Origin of the sequence: Sphingobium fluminis, assembly GCF_037723805.1 — a bacterium.
Classification (GTDB): Bacteria; Pseudomonadota; Alphaproteobacteria; order Sphingomonadales; family Sphingomonadaceae; genus Sphingobium.
This window is the reverse complement of record NZ_JBBJUK010000002.1, coordinates 513,705-530,348: the sequence shown is the minus strand read 5'-3', so window position 1 is coordinate 530,348 and position 16,644 is coordinate 513,705. Positions and strand designations below refer to the sequence as shown.

At 63.5% G+C, this 16,644-nt stretch carries 21 protein-coding genes and 1 tRNA gene; 12 read left to right on the top strand and 10 right to left on the bottom strand.

Translation table 11 applies throughout. The features are described 5' to 3' along the window. The first annotated feature begins 100 nt into the window (after positions 1 to 100). The 3 genes from WG907_RS08760 to WG907_RS08750 all read left to right on the top strand — a co-directional run bounded on the left by WG907_RS08760 (position 101) and on the right by WG907_RS08750 (position 1,731). Positions 101 to 175, top strand: a tRNA-Glu gene (locus WG907_RS08760). An 88-nt stretch (positions 176 to 263) separates the two neighbouring features. After that, positions 264 to 935, top strand: coding sequence for a peptidylprolyl isomerase (locus WG907_RS08755; protein WP_340232363.1), 672 nt, complete (start codon positions 264 to 266; stop codon positions 933 to 935). A 52-nt stretch (positions 936 to 987) separates the two neighbouring features. After that, positions 988 to 1,731 carry a DUF72 domain-containing protein gene (locus tag WG907_RS08750; RefSeq protein WP_340232362.1) on the top strand — a complete coding sequence of 248 codons (744 nt, stop codon included), beginning with the start codon at positions 988 to 990 and terminating at the stop codon, positions 1,729 to 1,731. Here the strand turns inward: WG907_RS08750 and WG907_RS08745 are convergent, their stop codons facing one another. Then, entirely contained in the window at positions 1,732 to 2,406 is a 675-nt protein-coding gene (locus WG907_RS08745; RefSeq protein WP_340232361.1) for a spermidine synthase, read from the bottom strand. Positions 2,407 to 2,551: 145 nt separating this feature from the next. Between WG907_RS08745 and WG907_RS08740 the strand changes: the two genes are divergently transcribed. The 3 genes from WG907_RS08740 to WG907_RS08730 all read left to right on the top strand — a co-directional run bounded on the left by WG907_RS08740 (position 2,552) and on the right by WG907_RS08730 (position 4,809). Further along, positions 2,552 to 2,998, top strand: coding sequence for a hypothetical protein (locus WG907_RS08740; protein ID WP_340232360.1), 447 nt, complete (start codon positions 2,552 to 2,554; stop codon positions 2,996 to 2,998). Positions 2,999 to 3,434: 436 nt separating this feature from the next. Next, positions 3,435 to 3,821 carry a gamma-glutamylcyclotransferase family protein gene (locus WG907_RS08735; protein ID WP_340232359.1) on the top strand — a complete coding sequence of 129 codons (387 nt, stop codon included), beginning with the start codon at positions 3,435 to 3,437 and terminating at the stop codon, positions 3,819 to 3,821. Between the two features lie 67 nt (positions 3,822 to 3,888). Further along, positions 3,889 to 4,809 carry a dienelactone hydrolase family protein gene (locus WG907_RS08730; protein ID WP_340232358.1) on the top strand — a complete coding sequence of 307 codons (921 nt, stop codon included), beginning with the start codon at positions 3,889 to 3,891 and terminating at the stop codon, positions 4,807 to 4,809. Between the two features lie 45 nt (positions 4,810 to 4,854). Here the strand turns inward: WG907_RS08730 and WG907_RS08725 are convergent, their stop codons facing one another. Beyond that, complete coding sequence (locus WG907_RS08725; RefSeq protein ID WP_340232357.1) at positions 4,855 to 5,385, bottom strand: peroxiredoxin; 531 nt, start codon at positions 5,383 to 5,385, stop codon at positions 4,855 to 4,857. Positions 5,386 to 5,482: 97 nt separating this feature from the next. Here WG907_RS08725 and WG907_RS08720 point away from each other — a divergent pair, with 97 nt between their 5' ends. From WG907_RS08720 to WG907_RS08705, 4 genes are all read left to right on the top strand, one after another. Continuing rightward, the gene (locus tag WG907_RS08720; protein WP_340232356.1) at positions 5,483 to 5,953 is read left to right on the top strand and encodes a hypothetical protein; all 471 of its coding nucleotides are present in this window, start codon (positions 5,483 to 5,485) and stop codon (positions 5,951 to 5,953) included. Positions 5,954 to 5,991: 38 nt separating this feature from the next. Then, the gene (recF, locus tag WG907_RS08715) at positions 5,992 to 7,065 is read left to right on the top strand and encodes a DNA replication/repair protein RecF (RefSeq protein ID WP_340232355.1); all 1,074 of its coding nucleotides are present in this window, start codon (positions 5,992 to 5,994) and stop codon (positions 7,063 to 7,065) included. 110 nt (positions 7,066 to 7,175) lie between these two features. Then, positions 7,176 to 7,712: a CHAP domain-containing protein gene (locus WG907_RS08710; protein WP_340232495.1), complete on the top strand. Its 537-nt coding sequence runs from the start codon at positions 7,176 to 7,178 to the stop codon at positions 7,710 to 7,712. 77 nt (positions 7,713 to 7,789) lie between these two features. Then, positions 7,790 to 8,575, top strand: coding sequence for a CHAP domain-containing protein (locus WG907_RS08705; protein ID WP_340232354.1), 786 nt, complete (start codon positions 7,790 to 7,792; stop codon positions 8,573 to 8,575). A gap of 6 nt (positions 8,576 to 8,581) precedes the next feature. On the opposite strand, the gene WG907_RS08700 is transcribed toward WG907_RS08705, so the two are convergent. From WG907_RS08700 to WG907_RS08680, 5 genes are all read right to left on the bottom strand, one after another. After that, positions 8,582 to 8,860: a DUF3297 family protein gene (locus WG907_RS08700; RefSeq protein ID WP_340232353.1), complete on the bottom strand. Its 279-nt coding sequence runs from the start codon at positions 8,858 to 8,860 to the stop codon at positions 8,582 to 8,584. A gap of 119 nt (positions 8,861 to 8,979) precedes the next feature. After that, positions 8,980 to 9,294, bottom strand: coding sequence for a hypothetical protein (locus WG907_RS08695; RefSeq protein ID WP_340232352.1), 315 nt, complete (start codon positions 9,292 to 9,294; stop codon positions 8,980 to 8,982). A gap of 108 nt (positions 9,295 to 9,402) precedes the next feature. After that, positions 9,403 to 10,644, bottom strand: coding sequence for a class I SAM-dependent methyltransferase (locus WG907_RS08690; protein WP_340232351.1), 1,242 nt, complete (start codon positions 10,642 to 10,644; stop codon positions 9,403 to 9,405). Positions 10,645 to 10,675: 31 nt separating this feature from the next. Then, the gene (locus WG907_RS08685) at positions 10,676 to 11,422 is read right to left on the bottom strand and encodes a molybdopterin-dependent oxidoreductase (protein ID WP_340232350.1); all 747 of its coding nucleotides are present in this window, start codon (positions 11,420 to 11,422) and stop codon (positions 10,676 to 10,678) included. Next, positions 11,419 to 12,105, bottom strand: coding sequence for a cytochrome b/b6 domain-containing protein (locus WG907_RS08680; RefSeq protein ID WP_340232349.1), 687 nt, complete (start codon positions 12,103 to 12,105; stop codon positions 11,419 to 11,421). Before WG907_RS08680 ends, WG907_RS08685 begins: the two co-directional genes overlap by 4 nt. Positions 12,106 to 12,474: 369 nt before the next feature. Between WG907_RS08680 and WG907_RS08675 the strand changes: the two genes are divergently transcribed. Further along, positions 12,475 to 13,017: an outer membrane protein gene (locus tag WG907_RS08675; protein ID WP_340232348.1), complete on the top strand. Its 543-nt coding sequence runs from the start codon at positions 12,475 to 12,477 to the stop codon at positions 13,015 to 13,017. 53 nt (positions 13,018 to 13,070) lie between these two features. Here the strand turns inward: WG907_RS08675 and WG907_RS08670 are convergent, their stop codons facing one another. From WG907_RS08670 to WG907_RS08660, 3 genes are read right to left on the bottom strand one after another with little or no spacing between them, the layout of a single operon-like run. Beyond that, on the bottom strand, positions 13,071 to 13,493 hold the full coding sequence (locus WG907_RS08670) for a hypothetical protein (RefSeq protein ID WP_340232347.1): 423 nt from the start codon (positions 13,491 to 13,493) through the stop codon (positions 13,071 to 13,073). Between the two features lie 31 nt (positions 13,494 to 13,524). Further along, entirely contained in the window at positions 13,525 to 14,790 is a 1,266-nt protein-coding gene (rlmN, locus tag WG907_RS08665) for a dual-specificity RNA methyltransferase RlmN (RefSeq protein ID WP_340232346.1), read from the bottom strand. A gap of 47 nt (positions 14,791 to 14,837) precedes the next feature. After that, positions 14,838 to 15,332 carry an invasion associated locus B family protein gene (locus WG907_RS08660; RefSeq protein ID WP_340232345.1) on the bottom strand — a complete coding sequence of 165 codons (495 nt, stop codon included), beginning with the start codon at positions 15,330 to 15,332 and terminating at the stop codon, positions 14,838 to 14,840. 175 nt (positions 15,333 to 15,507) lie between these two features. Between WG907_RS08660 and dnaN the strand changes: the two genes are divergently transcribed. Beyond that, the gene (gene dnaN, locus WG907_RS08655; protein WP_340232344.1) at positions 15,508 to 16,620 is read left to right on the top strand and encodes a DNA polymerase III subunit beta; all 1,113 of its coding nucleotides are present in this window, start codon (positions 15,508 to 15,510) and stop codon (positions 16,618 to 16,620) included. Positions 16,621 to 16,644: the final 24 nt, after the last annotated feature.

Here is a 16,644-nt window from a genome sequence, read left to right as displayed (position 1 = left end):
GCCTTTTTGATGCGCCAAAGGGGTTGACCAGCGCCCGGCCGCGCCCTAATGCCGCCCTCGCTTCGTAGCCCCTTGCATCCGATGCCGGGTCGCTGCGCATGGCCCCATCGTCTAGCGGTTAGGACGCGGCCCTTTCACGGCTGAAACACGGGTTCGATTCCCGTTGGGGTCACCACTGACAAGCGCATGGAAGCACCACAAAGGTCTCACCGGTCCTGCGGTCTTCCTAGCTTCAAGTCTCGCCCGCTTTTATTGAGTAGCCGATGCGCCCTGTCGTCCTGCGCTGCCTCGCCATCCTGATGACCCTTTGCCCAGGCGTGGCGCTGGCGCTTCCCGTCAATCGCCCCACACCGGGCTATACCCGCGTCGCGATCGAGACATCGCTCGGTCGCATCATCGTCGCGGTGGATCAGAAACGGGCGCCGCGCACGGCCGGCAATTTTCTCGCCTATGTCGATGACGAGCGATTCGACGGGGTGACCTTCTACCGGGCGGCTCGCCGCAAGGCTGATACCAGGCTGGGGCTTATCCAGGGCGGCATCGACACCGACCTGCGCCGTGCGCTGCCGCCGATCCCGCACGAAGCCACGACGAAGACCGGCATCCGCCATCTCGACGCGACCGTGTCGATGGCCCGGCCCGACAGACCCAATTCGGCGATGGGGAATTTCTTCATCACCGCTGGCCCGACGCCCAATATGGACGCGCGCGGCGACTATATCGGCTATGCGGCTTTTGGTCATGTCGTCGCTGGCATGGATGTGGTGCGCCGCATCCTCGCTTTGCCGACATGCTGTGGATCGGGCGCGATGCGCGGCCAGATGATCGTCAAGCCGATCATGATCCGGCGCGTGCACCGGCTGGATGGGACGCCCCGGCCGACCGGTACGGTCAAGCCGTGGCTGATTGGCCTTAACCGCCCGCCAGCGCGTTGACCGGTTGCCCTGATCACCTCCCGCCATCATGATGACGCGGAAGGAGAAGGGCATGAGCGGGCGGATCAGGGTCGGCATCGGCGGGTGGGTCTATGAGCCGTGGCGCGGCGTCTTTTATCCTGAGGGCCTGCGCCAGAAGGACGAATTACACTATGTCGGCGAACATCTGACCGCGACCGAGATCAACGCCACCTATTACAGCACGCAAAAGCCCGCGACCTTTGCCAATTGGGCGAAAGCCGTACCCGACGGCTTCAGCTTCGCGGTCAAGGCATCACGCTATTGCACCAACCGGAAAGTTCTGGCGGACGCCGGCGAGTCCATCGGCAAGTTCGTCCATCAGGGGATCGTCGAATTGGGAGACCGGCTCGGTCCGATCCTGTGGCAATTCATGCCGACGAAGATTTTCGATCCGCAAGACTTCGCCGCATTCCTGCAATTGCTGCCATCGAGCGTCGATGGCGTGCCGCTGCGCCATGCGCTGGAGGCGCGGCATGAAAGCTTCGACGATCCCGCCTTTATCGCCATGGCCCGGGATGCCGGCGCGGCTGTCGTGCTGGCCGATCATGAAGCCTATCCGGCGATTCACGGCGCCGATGTCGGTTTTTCCTATCTGCGGCTGATGCGCGCGCAGGAAGAGGAAGTGGCCGGCTATCCCTCAGCCGATCTGACGGGCTGGGCGAAAACGACCCAGGGTCTCGCGGAGCGGGGGGATGTCTTCGCCTTCTTCATCAGCGGTGCGAAGGTCCGCAATCCGGCCGCAGCGATGGATTTGATCGCGCGCCTCAAGGCTTAGTCATGCACGCTTTGCGGCGAACCAGATGACATGGCGCGGGCCCTTGCCATTGTCGCGCGCCTTCACCGCGACTTCGTCGACCGCAAAGCCGGCGTTGCGCAAGCGCCGCGCGAACGGCTCGTCGGGCGCCGCCGACCAGATGGCGAGAATGCCGCCCGGCTTCAGCGCCGCCAGGGCGATCCCCAGCCCCTGCGCCGAATAGAGACGGTCATTGGCCGCGCGCACAAGCCCGTCCGGGCCATTGTCCACATCAAGCAGGATGGCATCATAGGAGGCGCCAGCCGTCGCGATCACATAGGCCACATCCTGACCGACCAGATGCACGCGCGGATCGTCCAGGCACCCGTCGGCCAGTTCCGCCATCGGTCCGCGTGCCCACGCGATGATCTCCGGCACTAGTTCGGCGACCGTCACACTGGCGGACTCGTCGAGCATCGCCAGCGCCGCGCGCAGCGTGAACCCCATGCCATAGCCGCCGATCAGCAGATGCGGCCCCCTGACGCCGGTGAGCCGTTCCAGCGTCATGACCGCCAGCGCCTTTTCCGATCCGCTCATCCGGCTGCTCATCAACTCGTTGCGGTCGAGCACGATCATGAAGTCGCCGCCGCGCCGGTACAGCCGCAATTCCTCGCCGCCCGGCACCTGCGCCGTTCCGATCAGTTCGCGTGGTGTCACCTGCTATCCTCCCGCATCGCGCAGCGCCCGGCGCATGACAGCTTGGCCAGGCGGGTGCAAATGATTAGGGGCAGGTGACCGGATCGTCATTGCGGCCCGGCACGTCCATCATACCCGCCCCAAAGATATACAGGCACTTCCCGGCATGCGCTATTTTCTCGACACCGAATTTAACGGCTTCGGCGGCGCCCTCATCAGCGTCGCGCTGGTGCCCGAATATGGCGATCAGGAATTTTACGCGTCGCTGCCATTGCCCGATCATGTCCATAGCTGGGTGCAGCAGCATGTCGTGCCCTATCTGCGCCATGTCCCGCCGGGCATCGATCATCAGCTCGATCGTCGCCAGACGGCAGAGCATATCGCCGCCTATCTGGAGGGGGACGCCGATGCGGTGATCGTTGCCGACTGGCCCGAGGATCTGGCCCATTTCTGTGCCCTGCTCGTAACCGAGCCCGCGCGGATGGTGGATATCAACGGCTTGCGGCTCGAACTCATCAACGCGGCGGGGTTCAGCGCTGCGGTGAACAGTCGGGTGCCGCACAACGCCCTGTATGACGCCCGGGCGCTGCGCGACTTCTGCCTGGGCGGCTGATTCCCGTGCTTTGTGTCATCGATGCAACAAGCTGTTGCATTTGGTGCAACTGCGAAGGCGCTCTTTGCGATTGTTACGCTTTTATGTCGAGCGCATAGGCGTGCTTACCGCAAACAGCGGCAGTTGGAACGACCCGAGGAGTAAGTCATGCGTCACACAATCCAAGGTGTCGCGCTGGTAGTTGCCGTCAGCGCACAGTTGCTGACCTTCTATTCAGTGCTCTACGCCTGAACGCGTAAGCACCCATTCTCGCCTCTAATATGGCGATCGATAAAAAGGCCGCCCGGCTTGTGTCAGGGCGGCTCTTTTATTCTAAGTTGCGCTCATCTCAAATCTATCATGCCGGTCACGAGGGATGTGAACCGCATCCGCGCATCGGCGCCAGACCATCGCCCGAATTTGTACAATGCCCGTCCGCGCGTCTATCGGTGAGGCCATGATGGAGCCGCTGCTCTTCGTTTATGGCACCCTGCGGCCAGACCATAGCGGGCCGGTGGCGAGATGGCTGCGCGCCGCCGCCCGTCATGTCGGCCCGGCGGTCGCACATGGGCTGCTCTACCGAATCGCGGATTATCCCGGCTTCGTCCCCGGCCCTTATGGCGACGTCATCGGCGATCTGTTCGCGCTTCCCGATCCGGCCGCCATTCTTGCGCGCCTGGACGATCATGAAGAATGTTCCGATCGCTTCCCGACGCCGCATGAATATCGCCGCGAATTGCGGACCGTAATCACGCCAGTTGGGTCAGCCACAGCCTGGGTCTATGTCTACGCCTGGGATGTGTCGGGCCTTGAGCCGATCGCCGGCGGGGATTTCCTGGCCTGATCACCGGTTGCGCCGGGTGGTGTGTCGGCTAATCTGTTCCATGGAGCCAAGCCATAGGATAGCGCCAATGACCATCGACCGACCCAAAACCTCCGGCGCGGTGCCACACCGGCTGCCCGAGGACCGCAACTGGCTTGCCACCACCGGGCTCGATCGCCGCCATGTTCTTGCTGGCGGCGCGTTCGCCGCCGGGTTCGCCGCGGCCTGCCGGCCCGTTGCCAGCAGCGCGATCCAGACTCCGGCCGACGGGCTGGCGGAGGAATTGGTGACCATCAGGGCGGCCGACGGTTTCGCCATGCCCGCCTTCGTCGCCCGCCCGGCCGGCGGGAAAGCCGCGCCAATCATCTGTATCGTTCACGAAATTTTCGGCGTCCACGAATGGATACGCGACATTTGCCGCCGCTTAGCCAAAGCGGGCTATTATGCGATCGCGCCCGATCTGTTCGCCCGCCATGGCGATGCGACGAAGATCGCCGACTTCAAACTGCTTATCGACACCATCGTGTCCAAGGCCCCGGACGCGCAAGTGCTGTCCGATATCGACGCGACCTATGGCTGGGCGGGCCGCCATGGCGGCGATGCCGCGCGGCGCGGCATAACCGGCTTTTGCTGGGGCGGCCGGACGGTCTGGCTCTACGCTGCCCATAGCGCGAAGCTGGACGCCGGCGTCGCCTATTATGGCCGGATCGTCAGCCAGAAGACGCCGCTCCAGCCGCTGAGCGCCGTCGAACAGGCGGGCCTGCTAAAGGCGCCTGTGCTTGGCCAATATGGCGGGCTCGACAAGGGCATTCCGCTGGCCGATGTCGAAGCGATGCGCGCTGCCCTAGCAAAAGCGGGCAAGTCGCCGCCCGACGCCATCACCGTCTATCCGGAGGCGGACCATGGCTTCATGGCGGATTATCGCCCGAGTTATAATCGGCAGGCCGCGACCGCCGCCTGGGATGCGACGCTCGACTGGTTCGCGCGCTATGTGAAACAGGCCCAGTAAAATTAACCGGGTGGAACCAGCCGGGTAGAGCCGGCCGGCCAGGGCCTATCGCTTCATCGCTTCCACCGCCGCCAGCGTGCTCTTCACATGGCCGGCATAGTTCATTTCGCTGTGGACGAAGGCGATCCGGCCCGACGGCGCGATGACATAGGAGGTTCGGTCGGTCAGCCCCGGCTTCATTTTCAGCGCAACGTCATAGCCCGAGATGATCGCTGGCCCGGCCGATGCTACGGGGAATTTGCCGGCGCACTCCTTGGTCGAAAAAGAGATAAGATCGTCGACGGGGTCGGCCGACATGCCGATTACGGTTGCCCCCGCCTTCTTGAAATCGGCGATATGGTCGGCAAATTCGCGCGCCTCCGCCGAACAGCCGGGCGTAAAGGCCTTGGGGAAGAAATACAGCACCACTGGCCCGTGGCGCAACTGATGCTTGAGCGTCAGAGTGAAGGGCTTGCCCGCGAGCGCGCCGCGCGTGGTGAAATCGGGCGCCTTCGCGCCGATCGCGAGCGCGGCCATGCCGCCAGTCGCACCCAGGCACGCAGCGGTCAGGGCAAGGACGGTCTTCAGCATTTTCATGGGCGAAACTCCTTAAGACTGACGTGATGACCCGAACGCTCGACGTCCGCAAGTCCATCCATGCGGAACCCCGCTTGGCCAGGCCGGTTTCCTTCCCATGCGCTTTCGCTCGGCCCTTCTGCTTTTTCTGCTCGCCGCGTGTCGGGCCGAACCGGATCATCAGGACGATCCGCCTGACCCCGCACCCGTCGCGGTGCAGCCGCCGCCCGACAATGCCATTGTACCGGCGAGACCCCTGAATCACCCGCATGCGAGCGCCCCTTCGCCGGACCTCGTCCCGGCCACGCTTCAGGGCCGCTGGACAGGCGTTCGGGACGATTGCTCGGACAAGGCGGCTGCAATGGAACTCGAAATTACCCCCGCGCGCCTGATTTTCCACGAAAGTGTCGGCATCGTGACGGCGGCCCGATCAAAGAGCGACGGCAGCGTGGAGCTTAACGCCGATTTTACCGGCGAGGGGGCAAGCTGGACTCGTCGGCTGCTGTTACAGGTCTCCCCGGATGGCCGGCGGCTGACCATCACCAACGACGGGACGGCTGACATCCGCCAGCGCTGCGACGCGCCCTGAATGCTTCCCCCCGCAGGCCCGCGCGGCTAGAGGGGGCCATGCTCGGCCGTCTCACTCTCAGCGATTTCCGCAATCATGCGGACGCGCTTATCGTGCCGGAACACAGGTTCATCGTCCTGACGGGCGATAATGGGGCGGGAAAGACCAACATATTGGAAGCGGTCTCGCTGCTGGCGCCGGGGCGCGGATTGCGCGGCGCGGCGCTGCGCGAAATGCGGCGGCAGGACGGAGCGGGGGGCTTTGGCATCGCGGCGGAAGTCGATGGCGTCGTGCTCGGCACGGGCGTCTTGTCGGGTACGCCGGACCGGCGACAGGTGAGGATCGGCGGCGCGTCCGCCTCCGCCAATGCGCTGGCCGACCATCTGTCGATCATGTGGCTGACCCCGGCGATGGACCGGCTGTTCCTCGACAGCCCGGGCGGCCGCCGCCGGTTTCTGGATCGACTGACGCTCGCGCTGCATCCGGGTCACGCGGTGCACAGCGCCCGCTATGATGCGGCGATGCGGGCGCGTAACCGGTTGCTGAACGATCTGCGCTCGGCCGATCCAGTGTGGCTGGACGCGCTGGAAGCGCAGATGGGGGAACATGGCGCGGCGCTCGCGGGCGCCCGCGTCGATCTCGTCGCCAGGCTGAACCACGCGCTTCGCGATCAGCCCGACACGCCCTTCGCGCGGCCCCATATGGCGATCGACGGCCCTGATGAGGGGGGCGATGATCCGTTGCCGTTGCGGCTGGCACGGGGTCGGCGGCGCGATGCCGTGGCGGGGCGGACGCTGGCTGGTCCGCACCGCGATGACCTGATCGTCACCCACATCGCCCGGAGCCAGCCCGCCGCACTGTGCTCCACGGGTGAACAAAAGGCGCTGCTGCTATCGATCCTGCTGGCCCATGCGGCGCTGGTCCGCGACGACCGGGGGCATCCCCCGGTGCTTTTGCTTGACGAAGTTGCCGCTCATCTCGACCCGTCCCGTCGCACCGCGCTGTTCGCGCGTCTCGAACAAACGGGCAGCCAGATATGGATGACCGGGACGGAAGATAGCCTTTTCAACGCGTTGGCTGTCGCGACGCGGTTGACCATAACAGCGGGGCAGATATTTCGTTCCACAACATGACGCATTGCTGCAACGCTTTATCGCTCGAAGGTTCCCAATCGCGCTTCGCTCTGTCCTAAGAACCCGCGTCGGGGAAACGACAATTGAAATAAGAGTGGGGTTTGCAACGCATGATCGGTGGTTTCCGCGCTTTGTTCGCAACGGCTGTTCTTGCGCTCTCTGCTTTCCTGGTTTCTCCTGCTTCTGCCGGTGTCCTGCAATGTGTGCCCTTTGCGCGGCAGGTGTCGGGCATCGATCTTCGCGGCAATGCCGATACCTGGTGGGGACAGGCCGAGGGACGCTATGAGCGGGGCCATCAGCCGCGCGTTGGCGCCGTCCTCGCCTTTGCCGCCAGCCGTTCGATGCGCGTCGGCCATGTCGCGATGGTCAGCAAGATATTGGGCGATCGCGAAGTCCTGCTGACCCACGCCAACTGGTCGTTCCGGGGCGGAATCGAGCGCAATGTTCGCGCCGTCGACGTGTCCCCGAACAACGACTGGACCGACGTGCGGGTATGGTATGCGCCGATCGGCGACCTTGGGCTGCGCTCCAATCACGCTCGCGGATTCATCTACGCCAACGCGCCGCAGGCCCCGGCCGAACCGGTCCGCATCGCTTCTGCCGATGGCGCGATGGCTGCCCTCACGGCCGCGCACGGCGCTTTCTGACGCGTTAACCTCTTCCTAAAAGTTGGGGCCCTAGGGTCGCTCCCGGTGGGGCGATTCTTCCAGTCGGGGTCGCATTAATGTCTCGATTTTTTCGCTGGCCGGCTGCCTTGCTGCTGGCCTGTCTGACCGCTGCGCCTGCGCTGGGCGCCACGGCGTTGCAATGCGTGCCTTACGCGCGCATCGTTTCGGGCGTCGATATCTATGGCGATGCGCTCAACTGGTGGGATCAGGCGCAAGATCGCTTCAAGCGCGGCCATAAGCCTAAAAAGGGTGCGGTCCTCGCTTTTCGTCCCGTGGGACCTATGACGCTGGGCCATGTCGCCGTTGTCAGCAAGGTGCTGGACGATCGCCGGGTTCTCATTCGCCACGCGAACTGGTCGGCCCCCGGCGCGATCGAGGAAGATGTGCTGGCGCTCGACGTGTCGCCCGATGGCGACTGGAGCCAGGTCCGCGTCTGGCACAGCCCGACCGCGCAGATGGGCGCACGCACCAACCCGACCTTCGGATTCATCTACCCCGCCCGGGCGAAGCTTCATAAATTCGATGCCGACCCGGCACTGGGCACCAGCGTTCGCTTCGCCAGCGTGGACCCGGACCAGTGGCGAGATAGCAAAGAAGAGGGCGACTCGTCTTACCGATCGAGCACGCAGCAGACTAATGCGATTTGGGCGTCGTCACGCAGCGCCGGCCCGCGCGAACCCATGCCAGTTCGGACGTCCACGCGGCGATCGCCGCCGCGCCCCGCGCCGACACCGACGGTCGCGAGTGACCCCTTCATCGTTGAATATGCCGAAAATACGCCTGCCAAAAGGTCGCTCGGCGATATCATCGCAGACGTTAAACGGGACAGGCTGCTGCGTTGAGCGGACTCAGGCGTCGGGTTCGGCTGCAGCTTCGTCCGTACCCTCTGCGGGCCTTTCGAACCAGGCCTCGACCGGACCGCTGAGTTTAATCGTCAGCGGGTTGCCATGCCGGTCACGGCTTTTGCCGGCGGCGACGCGGATCCAGTTTTCGGAAATGCAATATTCCTCGACATCCTTGCGCTCGCGCTCCTTGAAGCGGATGCCGATGCCGCGTTCCAGCACATCCATATCGAAATGGGGACTGCGGGGATTGGTCGAAAGGCGGTCGGGGGGCGTATCGCTCATAGCTGGCAAGATCCTGTGCTGTCCGCCGCCGCCTAGCCTTTTGGCCCGCCCGGCGTCAACCGCCGCCCGCAAAGAGCGGCCCCGCGACCCGCACGCATGATGCGGATCGCGGGGTTAAATCAGCGGCAGATGCGCACGCGTACGCGCCGATCGGCATAGCGATCATAGCGCCATTCGCTCCAGCAGCGCTGACGATAGCTGGCATGACCGCGATAATAGCCGCCGCCATGGCCGCGCCAGCGCCGCTCGTCGCGCCAGTTGCGGCGATGATCCCAGCGACGCTCGCGCTCCCAGCGGCTATCGCGCCCGCCATCGCGATCGCCGCGCCAGCCATCACGGCCACCATAATATTGCGCTTGAGCGGGGACCGCCGTCGCGCCGATGCCGGTCAGGGCCAGTCCCAGCACCGCAGCACCTTTCCAAAACAGGTTCATGATATTTCTCCTCATCCTGCCCGCGCTCCACCGATCGGGCCATGAAAAGAGAATGCGCTTGCCCGACTGAACCGGCAGCGAACAACATTGTCAGCAATGGTTCAGCGGCTAGCGCCCCTTGAGCGCTGCTTCGGCATCCAGCATATAGTCGCGGGTAATGGGCAGGGTGCGCCGGTCCCGCGTATATTGGACCTGATAATTGACCATGCCGCCATGTTGGAAAACGGTGGCCGCGCCGGCAAGATAGAATGTCCACAGCCGGAAAAAGCGCTCGTCGTACAGCGCCACGATCTCGGCCTTGTGCGCCAGCGTGCGCTTGTACCATTCGCGGATGGTGAGGGCGTAATGCAGCCGCAGAACCTCGACATCGGTGACGATCAGCTTGGTGCCTTCGCTGCCCTGGATCATCTCGCTCAGCGCTGGTATATAGCCGCCGGGAAAGACATATTTCTGGGTGAAGGCGTCGGTGATGCCGGGACCCTCGATCCTGCCGATCGTGTGGATCAGCATGACGCCATCGGGCGTCAAAAGGTCGCGGCATTTATTGAAAAAGGCGCGGTAATGGGCCGTTCCGACATGTTCGAACATGCCGACCGACACGATCCGGTCGAACGGCCCTTCGATGTCGCGATAATCGATCAGTTCGAAGCGCACATGATCGGCGACGCCAGCCTCCAAGGCGCGCGCGCGCGCGATCTTGAGCTGTTCTTCAGACAGGGTGATGCCGGTCACGTCGACGCCGCAGGTGCGGTGCAGATACAGCGCCATTCCGCCCCAGCCGCAACCGATGTCTAGCACGCGCATGCCAGGTTTGAGCGCCAGCTTGGCGGTGATATGCGCTTTCTTGTCCTCCTGTGCCTGTTCGAGGCCGATGCCGGCCTCATTGTCGGCGTCGGGCCAATATGCGCAACTATACTGGCGATCCCTGTCCAGAAACAGCGCGTAAAGCGCCGCCGACAGGTCGTAATGATGCGCGACATTGGCCTTGGCGCGGTGGCGGTGATTGGCGCGCCACAATTTTTGCCGGACTTTTTTGAAGCCGCGCTTGAACGGGTTCCTCGCGCTGATCGACCGGCCTTTTTCCCAGGCATTGTTGGCGCGGATCAGCGAGACAAGCTCCATCGGCCCGCCGCCCTCGATGCTGACGCGGCCGTCGATATAGGCCTCCGCCATGCCCAGGCGCGGATCGCGCATGATGTCGAACGGCACGCGCCGGTCATGGAATTTCAGCGCCAGCGCCGGAAAGCCGGGCGCCGGCTCGCCCACCGTCGTGCTGGAGCCGTCATGATAGATGACGGTCAACTGCCCCTGGGTGACCAGCCGCTTCAATATTCGCTCGAACATATTCATGACGCTACCCTGTCAGGTCACTTTGAACCGGTCAAATCCCGGCATACCAGTCATAGCCTGCATGATCCTCCCAGAAGCCGCCCTTGCCTTTGCCGATCCCGGCGAGGCTCTCGACCGCGCTGATTTCCATCAGATATTTGGCATGTTTATATCCAAGCTGCCGTTCGACTCGCAGCCGCAACGGCGCGCCATTGGCGACGGACAAAGGCCGGTCGTTGAGCGCGAAAGCCAGGATCGTCTGGGGATGGAAGGCATCGGTCAGGTCGATACTTTCATAATAGGGCCGGCCGTCACCCATGTGGTCGGCACAGCGAAAGACGATATAGCGGACGCGATCCCGCAGGCCCGCGGCGTCGAGAACGCGCTTGAGCGGCACCCCGCGCCATTTGCCGATCGCGCTCCATCCTTCCACGCAATCATGGCGCGTTATCTGCTCGCGATGGGGCAAAGCGTGCAACTGGGGCAGCGACAGGGACAGCGGACGGGCGACCATGCCAGACACGCGCAATCGCCAGTCGGCGAACCCGCCGCGCCAAAGCATTTTATAAGCATCGGTATTGGGATTGGCGGTGCCGTTGGCCCGAAAGACCGGCGAAATCTGGTCGGCGCGGAATTCGTGCGCAAGCGCATCGCGGGCGAGCAAGCGTCGCTGCGCCCATTTATGGAAATTCTCCGAGGAAAAGAGCGCTTCGCGCACCAGGTCATTGCGCGCCAGCCGGTCGCATCCAGCGAGCGTCGCGCCCGCGCCGATCAACAATGCGCGGCGCGTGATGATCACTTCCGTGCCCCGGGCACGCGATACCGGCCGGTGACCATCGCCCGCACCTCGTTCACCGGCCCCGCCAGCAAGACCATCGCGATATGCACGAGGAAGAAGGCGACGAGGCCGAAGGCGGCGAGAAAATGGATCGACCGCGCCGATTGCCGCCCGCCGAACAGGTCGATCAGCCAGGGCCATGCCGCGTTCATGCCCGGTGACATGGTAAGGCCGGTCAGGATGAGGACGGGCAGCAGAAGGAAGATCACCGCGATATAGCTGCCCTTTTGCAGGACATTGTAGCGCAGCGCCGCAACGCCCGTGGGAAAGCGCAGCCGGACATGGTCCCTGATATCCTGCCAGATGTGGCCGGGCGCGATCTCGCCACGTCGGAAGGCCAGGTCGCGCATGATATGCCCGTTACGCAGGCTCCAGATCATATAGCCCAGCAGGGCGAAGGCGAAGAGCGGGGCAGCCGTCAGATGCCAGTGCCGCGACATGGCGAGATTATAATGGGCCGGCAAGGTGAGCCATCCGCCGAACCGCTCTAGCGTCAGCCAGGGATAATCGAAATTCGCGCCATATTGCCCCCAATAGAGATGCGGATGCGCGTTGAAGATGCCAAGGCCGCTGGTGAACAGAATATAGAGGAGGATCGCATTCATCCAGTGCCACAGTCGCGTCGACAGCCTGTGGCGCTTCACGTCCCGGGGATCGGAAGGGGGTGAACTCTTCACCGGGCGACAATAGAATTTTAACCGATTTTTGCCAGAGCCTTTTACGAGCGGCGCTGATGAGCTTGAGCGAGAAAAGAGTATAGGCAACGCCCCTCGCTGTGGCCACATTGCAACAAAAGTGCAAAATATGCGGTAGATAGCCGATCTGCCTCTTTGCAAACGGTGCGAGCAAACCTAAATGCGCCGCAGACGGTTTGATGCAACCGTTGGTTTCACCACCATAAAAATCGGGGTGAGGCTTGGGATTGATTATATTAGGTCGTTATGATTCCCGCGCATTATTTATGACCTGTAACGCGGTATTCCACCGCGCATATACTATACATTGAGGTTTTCATGAAGACTGTGATTTTCGCAGCTGTTTCTGCTGCTGCTCTTGCCGTGTCCGCTCCTGCCTTCGCTCAGGAAGCCGCGCCCTTCACCGGCCCGCGCGCCGAAGTGATCGTCGGTTACGACAAGCTCGACACCAATGGCAGCGGCCTCGGCAACCCCGACGGCTTCCTGTACGGCATCGGCCTTGGCTATGACATGCAGGTCGGCAACGCTGTCCTGGGTGTCGAAGGCGAAGTCGCCGATTCGACCACGAAGCGCAATTTCTTCGGCACCGATGTCGAAGCGGCACGCGACCTTTATGTCGGCGCGCGCGCCGGCTTCCTCGCCGGTGACAAGGCGCTGGTCTATGTGAAGGCCGGCTACACCAATGCGCGTATCAAGACCGAAGGCTTCGGCGGCGACAATGGCGACGGCGTGCGCGTCGGCGCGGGCGTCGAATATAAGGTTGGTGGCCAGCTCTTCGTGAAGGGCGAGTATCGCTATTCCAACTATGAAGGCGATATCGAGCGTCAGCAGATCGTCGGCGGCCTCGGCATCCGTTTCTGATCCTTTCCGATCGGTTCGAATGAGAAGGGCGGTCCCGACGGGGCCGCCCTTTCCTATGCCGGTAAGGGTGCGATATCGGGTTCCACCCAACGCCTGCGCGCCTGCGCGGACAGCAACCGCTCGCGCGACCAGTGCGTGAACAGCCAGTCCTTGTCACCGAGCGGCGAGGCCATCAGCGCCGCGAAAGCCTCGCCGGGGGTCACGTCCGCCGGCAACGTCGCCAGCAACGCCCGTGCCGCGCGAAGCGACGCCTGCGTGATCGTCTCGTGATAGCCCATGCTGTCACTGTTTACGCCGCCCACGCTTTCATTATAGCGCCGGATCATGTCGGGCATGGCCTGTTCGGGTGACAGATCGGGCCGCTTGCGCAACAGCCACAAGGCGGTTGCGAAATGCGCGCCATGTGTCCACCGCGATTTGGGAAGCGTCAGCGCGCAAAAGCCGCGCGCAATTTCATCGATCTCATCATCGGTCATGGCGGTGTCCGGTCTGTTCCATGCTATCGGATCAGCCGAGCGCGGCCTGCTTTTCCGCCGCGAGCCGGTCCAGTTCGGCGCGGCTCTTCTTTTCAGAGGCTGATTTAAGCTGCCCGCAGGCGGCCATGATGTCCCGCCCGCGCGGCGTGCGCACCGGCGCGGAAATCCCGCCTTCGAACACGATGCTGCTGAACGCACGGATGCGTTCGGGGGTCGAACATTCATAATCGGTGCCGGGCCAGGGATTGAACGGGATCAGATTGACCTTGGCCGGCAGCTTATATTTGCGGATCAGCCGGACCAGTTCGCGCGCATCGTCATCGCTGTCATTCTTGTCGCGGATCATCACATATTCAAAGGTGATGCGCCGGGCGTTGCTTGCCTTGGGATAGTCGGCGCAGGCCTGAAGCAACTCCTCGATGCCATATTTCTTGTTGAGCGGCACCAGTTCGTCGCGGACCTCCTTGGTCACGGCATGGAGCGACACCGCGAGATTGACGCCGATCTCCGCGCTCGCTCGCGCCATCATCGGGATGACGCCGCTGGTCGACAGCGTGATGCGACGGCGCGACAGGGCAAGGCCCTCGCCGTCCATCACGACCTTCAGAGCGTCGCGCACATGCTCGAAATTATAGAGCGGCTCGCCCATGCCCATCATCACGATGTTGGTCAGCATCCGCCCGTCCGGCGAATAGTGTGGCGAATCGTCATCCTCGTCGGACTCGATATCATTGGCGGCCATATTGCCCTTGGGCCATTCGCCCAGCGCATCGCGCGCCAGCATGACCTGCCCCACAATTTCGCCCGGCGTCAGGTTGCGCACGAGCCGCATCGTGCCGGTGTGGCAGAATCGGCAATTGAGCGTGCAGCCCACCTGGCTCGATACGCACAGCGTGCCCCGGCCCGCGTCCGGGATGAACACCATCTCATAATCCTGCCCGTCGTCCGATCGCAGCAGCCATTTGCGCGTGCCATCGCTCGAAAGCTGCGCCTCCACGACCTGCGGCCGCCCGACGACGAACCGCTCCGCCATCCACAGCCGCATCGGCTTGGCGAGATCGGTCATCGCGTCGAACTGGGTCTCGCCACGATGATAGAGCCAGTGGAACAACTGTTTGGAGCGCAACTTCGCGGCCTTGCTGTCAAGCCCCGCCTCATCGAGCACATCTTTGATCTGAAGGCGCGACAGGCCCATCAGGTCGGTCCGGCCATCCTCGCGCGGGGTGACGGCGCGGGGCACGGGCACAGGGTCGAAATGGCCCGCAATGGGCATCAGGGGATTGGCGGCTGAATGCATGCCCGCGCCAATACGCGATTTTACCGCTTTTTCCTAGGCCCAAGCCGTCACCGCAGTCGTGCGCATCCCAACGCCGCCGCATCGATCGCGGTCGCCGCGCCGCGCAACGCATAGGTATCGGCAAAGCCGCGCCCGTCGCTCGCCCGCGTCTGCACGCTCATGCTGCTGCCCGACCGCATCGCCGCCACGATCGCGGCGTCGCCGCGCGCATCGGCCGCCCAGGCATCGGCTTGTCCCGCCACCAGGGTGAATCGCCGGTCGTCGACGTTCAGGACGACGGGGGCGGTCGGCGCGCGGGGCCGGCTCAGTCGGAAATGCGCCTGCCCACGGATATGCCCGCGCGGCCAGGTCGCGACCGTAGCGAACCCCGGTGGTCTGGCCTTCAACCCACGCATGGGCAATGGCTGGGCGATCGCATAGCAGCGCGGCACGGCGGAATCGCGGAATGCGCCCCAATTGTCGAACATGCCGAGGGAATCACGCGCCTGCGCCGCGCCGGAGCATAGCATTACAAGCAGCAGCGGGATGCCATGGCGTTTCATTGCCCCGGCAAAGCCCAGTCCGTGCCCTTTTGCAACCCCCGCCCGCCAGTCATCTGCGAGGAAAGCTTGCCGCCGCCGCCATAGCGGCTATGAAGAATCATCCTCATTGTCGGCGGGATTCGACCCAGCGTCGCTTGCCCGGCCGAAGCAGAAAAGAAACGGACAGACCAGGGATATGAAGGCCACCATCGAACGCGCAACGCTGCTCAAGAGCCTGAGCCATGTCCAGTCGGTGGTCGAGCGGCGCAATACTATCCCCATCTTGTCCAACGTCCTGATCGAAGCGTCCGCCGATGGCGCGATCAAGCTGATGGCCACCGACCTCGATCTTCAGATCGTCGAAAGCGTATCGGCGCAGGTGGAACAGGCGGGCGCGACGACGATTTCGGCGCACACCCTGTTCGATATCGCCCGCAAGCTGCCCGAGGGCAGCCAGGTATCCTTGCAGGCGGCCGAAGGCAAGATGCTGATCCAGGCCGGCCGTGCCCGCTTCAACCTGTCGACCCTGCCGCGCGATGATTTTCCGGTGATTGCCGAAGGCGACCTGCCGACCAGTTTCGAACTGCCCGCCGATACGTTGAAGCAGATCATCGACAAGACGCGCTTCGCGATCTCGACCGAAGAGACCCGCTATTATCTGAACGGCATTTATTTTCACGTGTCCGATGATGGTCAGCCGGTGCTCAAGGCGGCGGCGACCGACGGGCACCGGCTCGCCCGCGTCACCGTCCCGCGCCCCGATGGCGCGGACGGCATGCCCGGCATCATCGTGCCGCGCAAATGCATCGCCGAACTGCGCAAGCTGCTGGACGAGGTCGACGGATCGGTCGCGATATCGCTGTCGGCCAGCAAGATCCGGTTCGGCCTCGGCAGCGCGATCCTGACCAGTAAGCTGATCGACGGGACCTTCCCCGATTACAGCCGCGTCATTCCCACGGCGAACGACAAGCTGCTCAAGATCGACCCGCGCGGCTTTGAAGAGGGTGTGGACCGGGTCGCGACGATCGCCACCGAAAAGACGCGCGCCGTCAAGATGTCGCTCGACCGGGACAAGATCACGCTGTCGGTCACCAGCCCCGAAAATGGCACGGCGGCCGAAGAAGTGCCCGGCGCGTTTCAGGGTGAGGGGTTCGATATCGGCTTCAACGCTCGCTATCTGCTCGACATATTGGGGCAGCTGAATGGCGATCTGATCGAGCTGCATCTCGCCGACGCGGCGGCGCCCACGCTGATTCGCGAAAACGACCATAGTTCGGCGCTCTACGTCCTGATGCCGATGCGCGTCTGAACTAACGTGGATTACGCCAGTCCG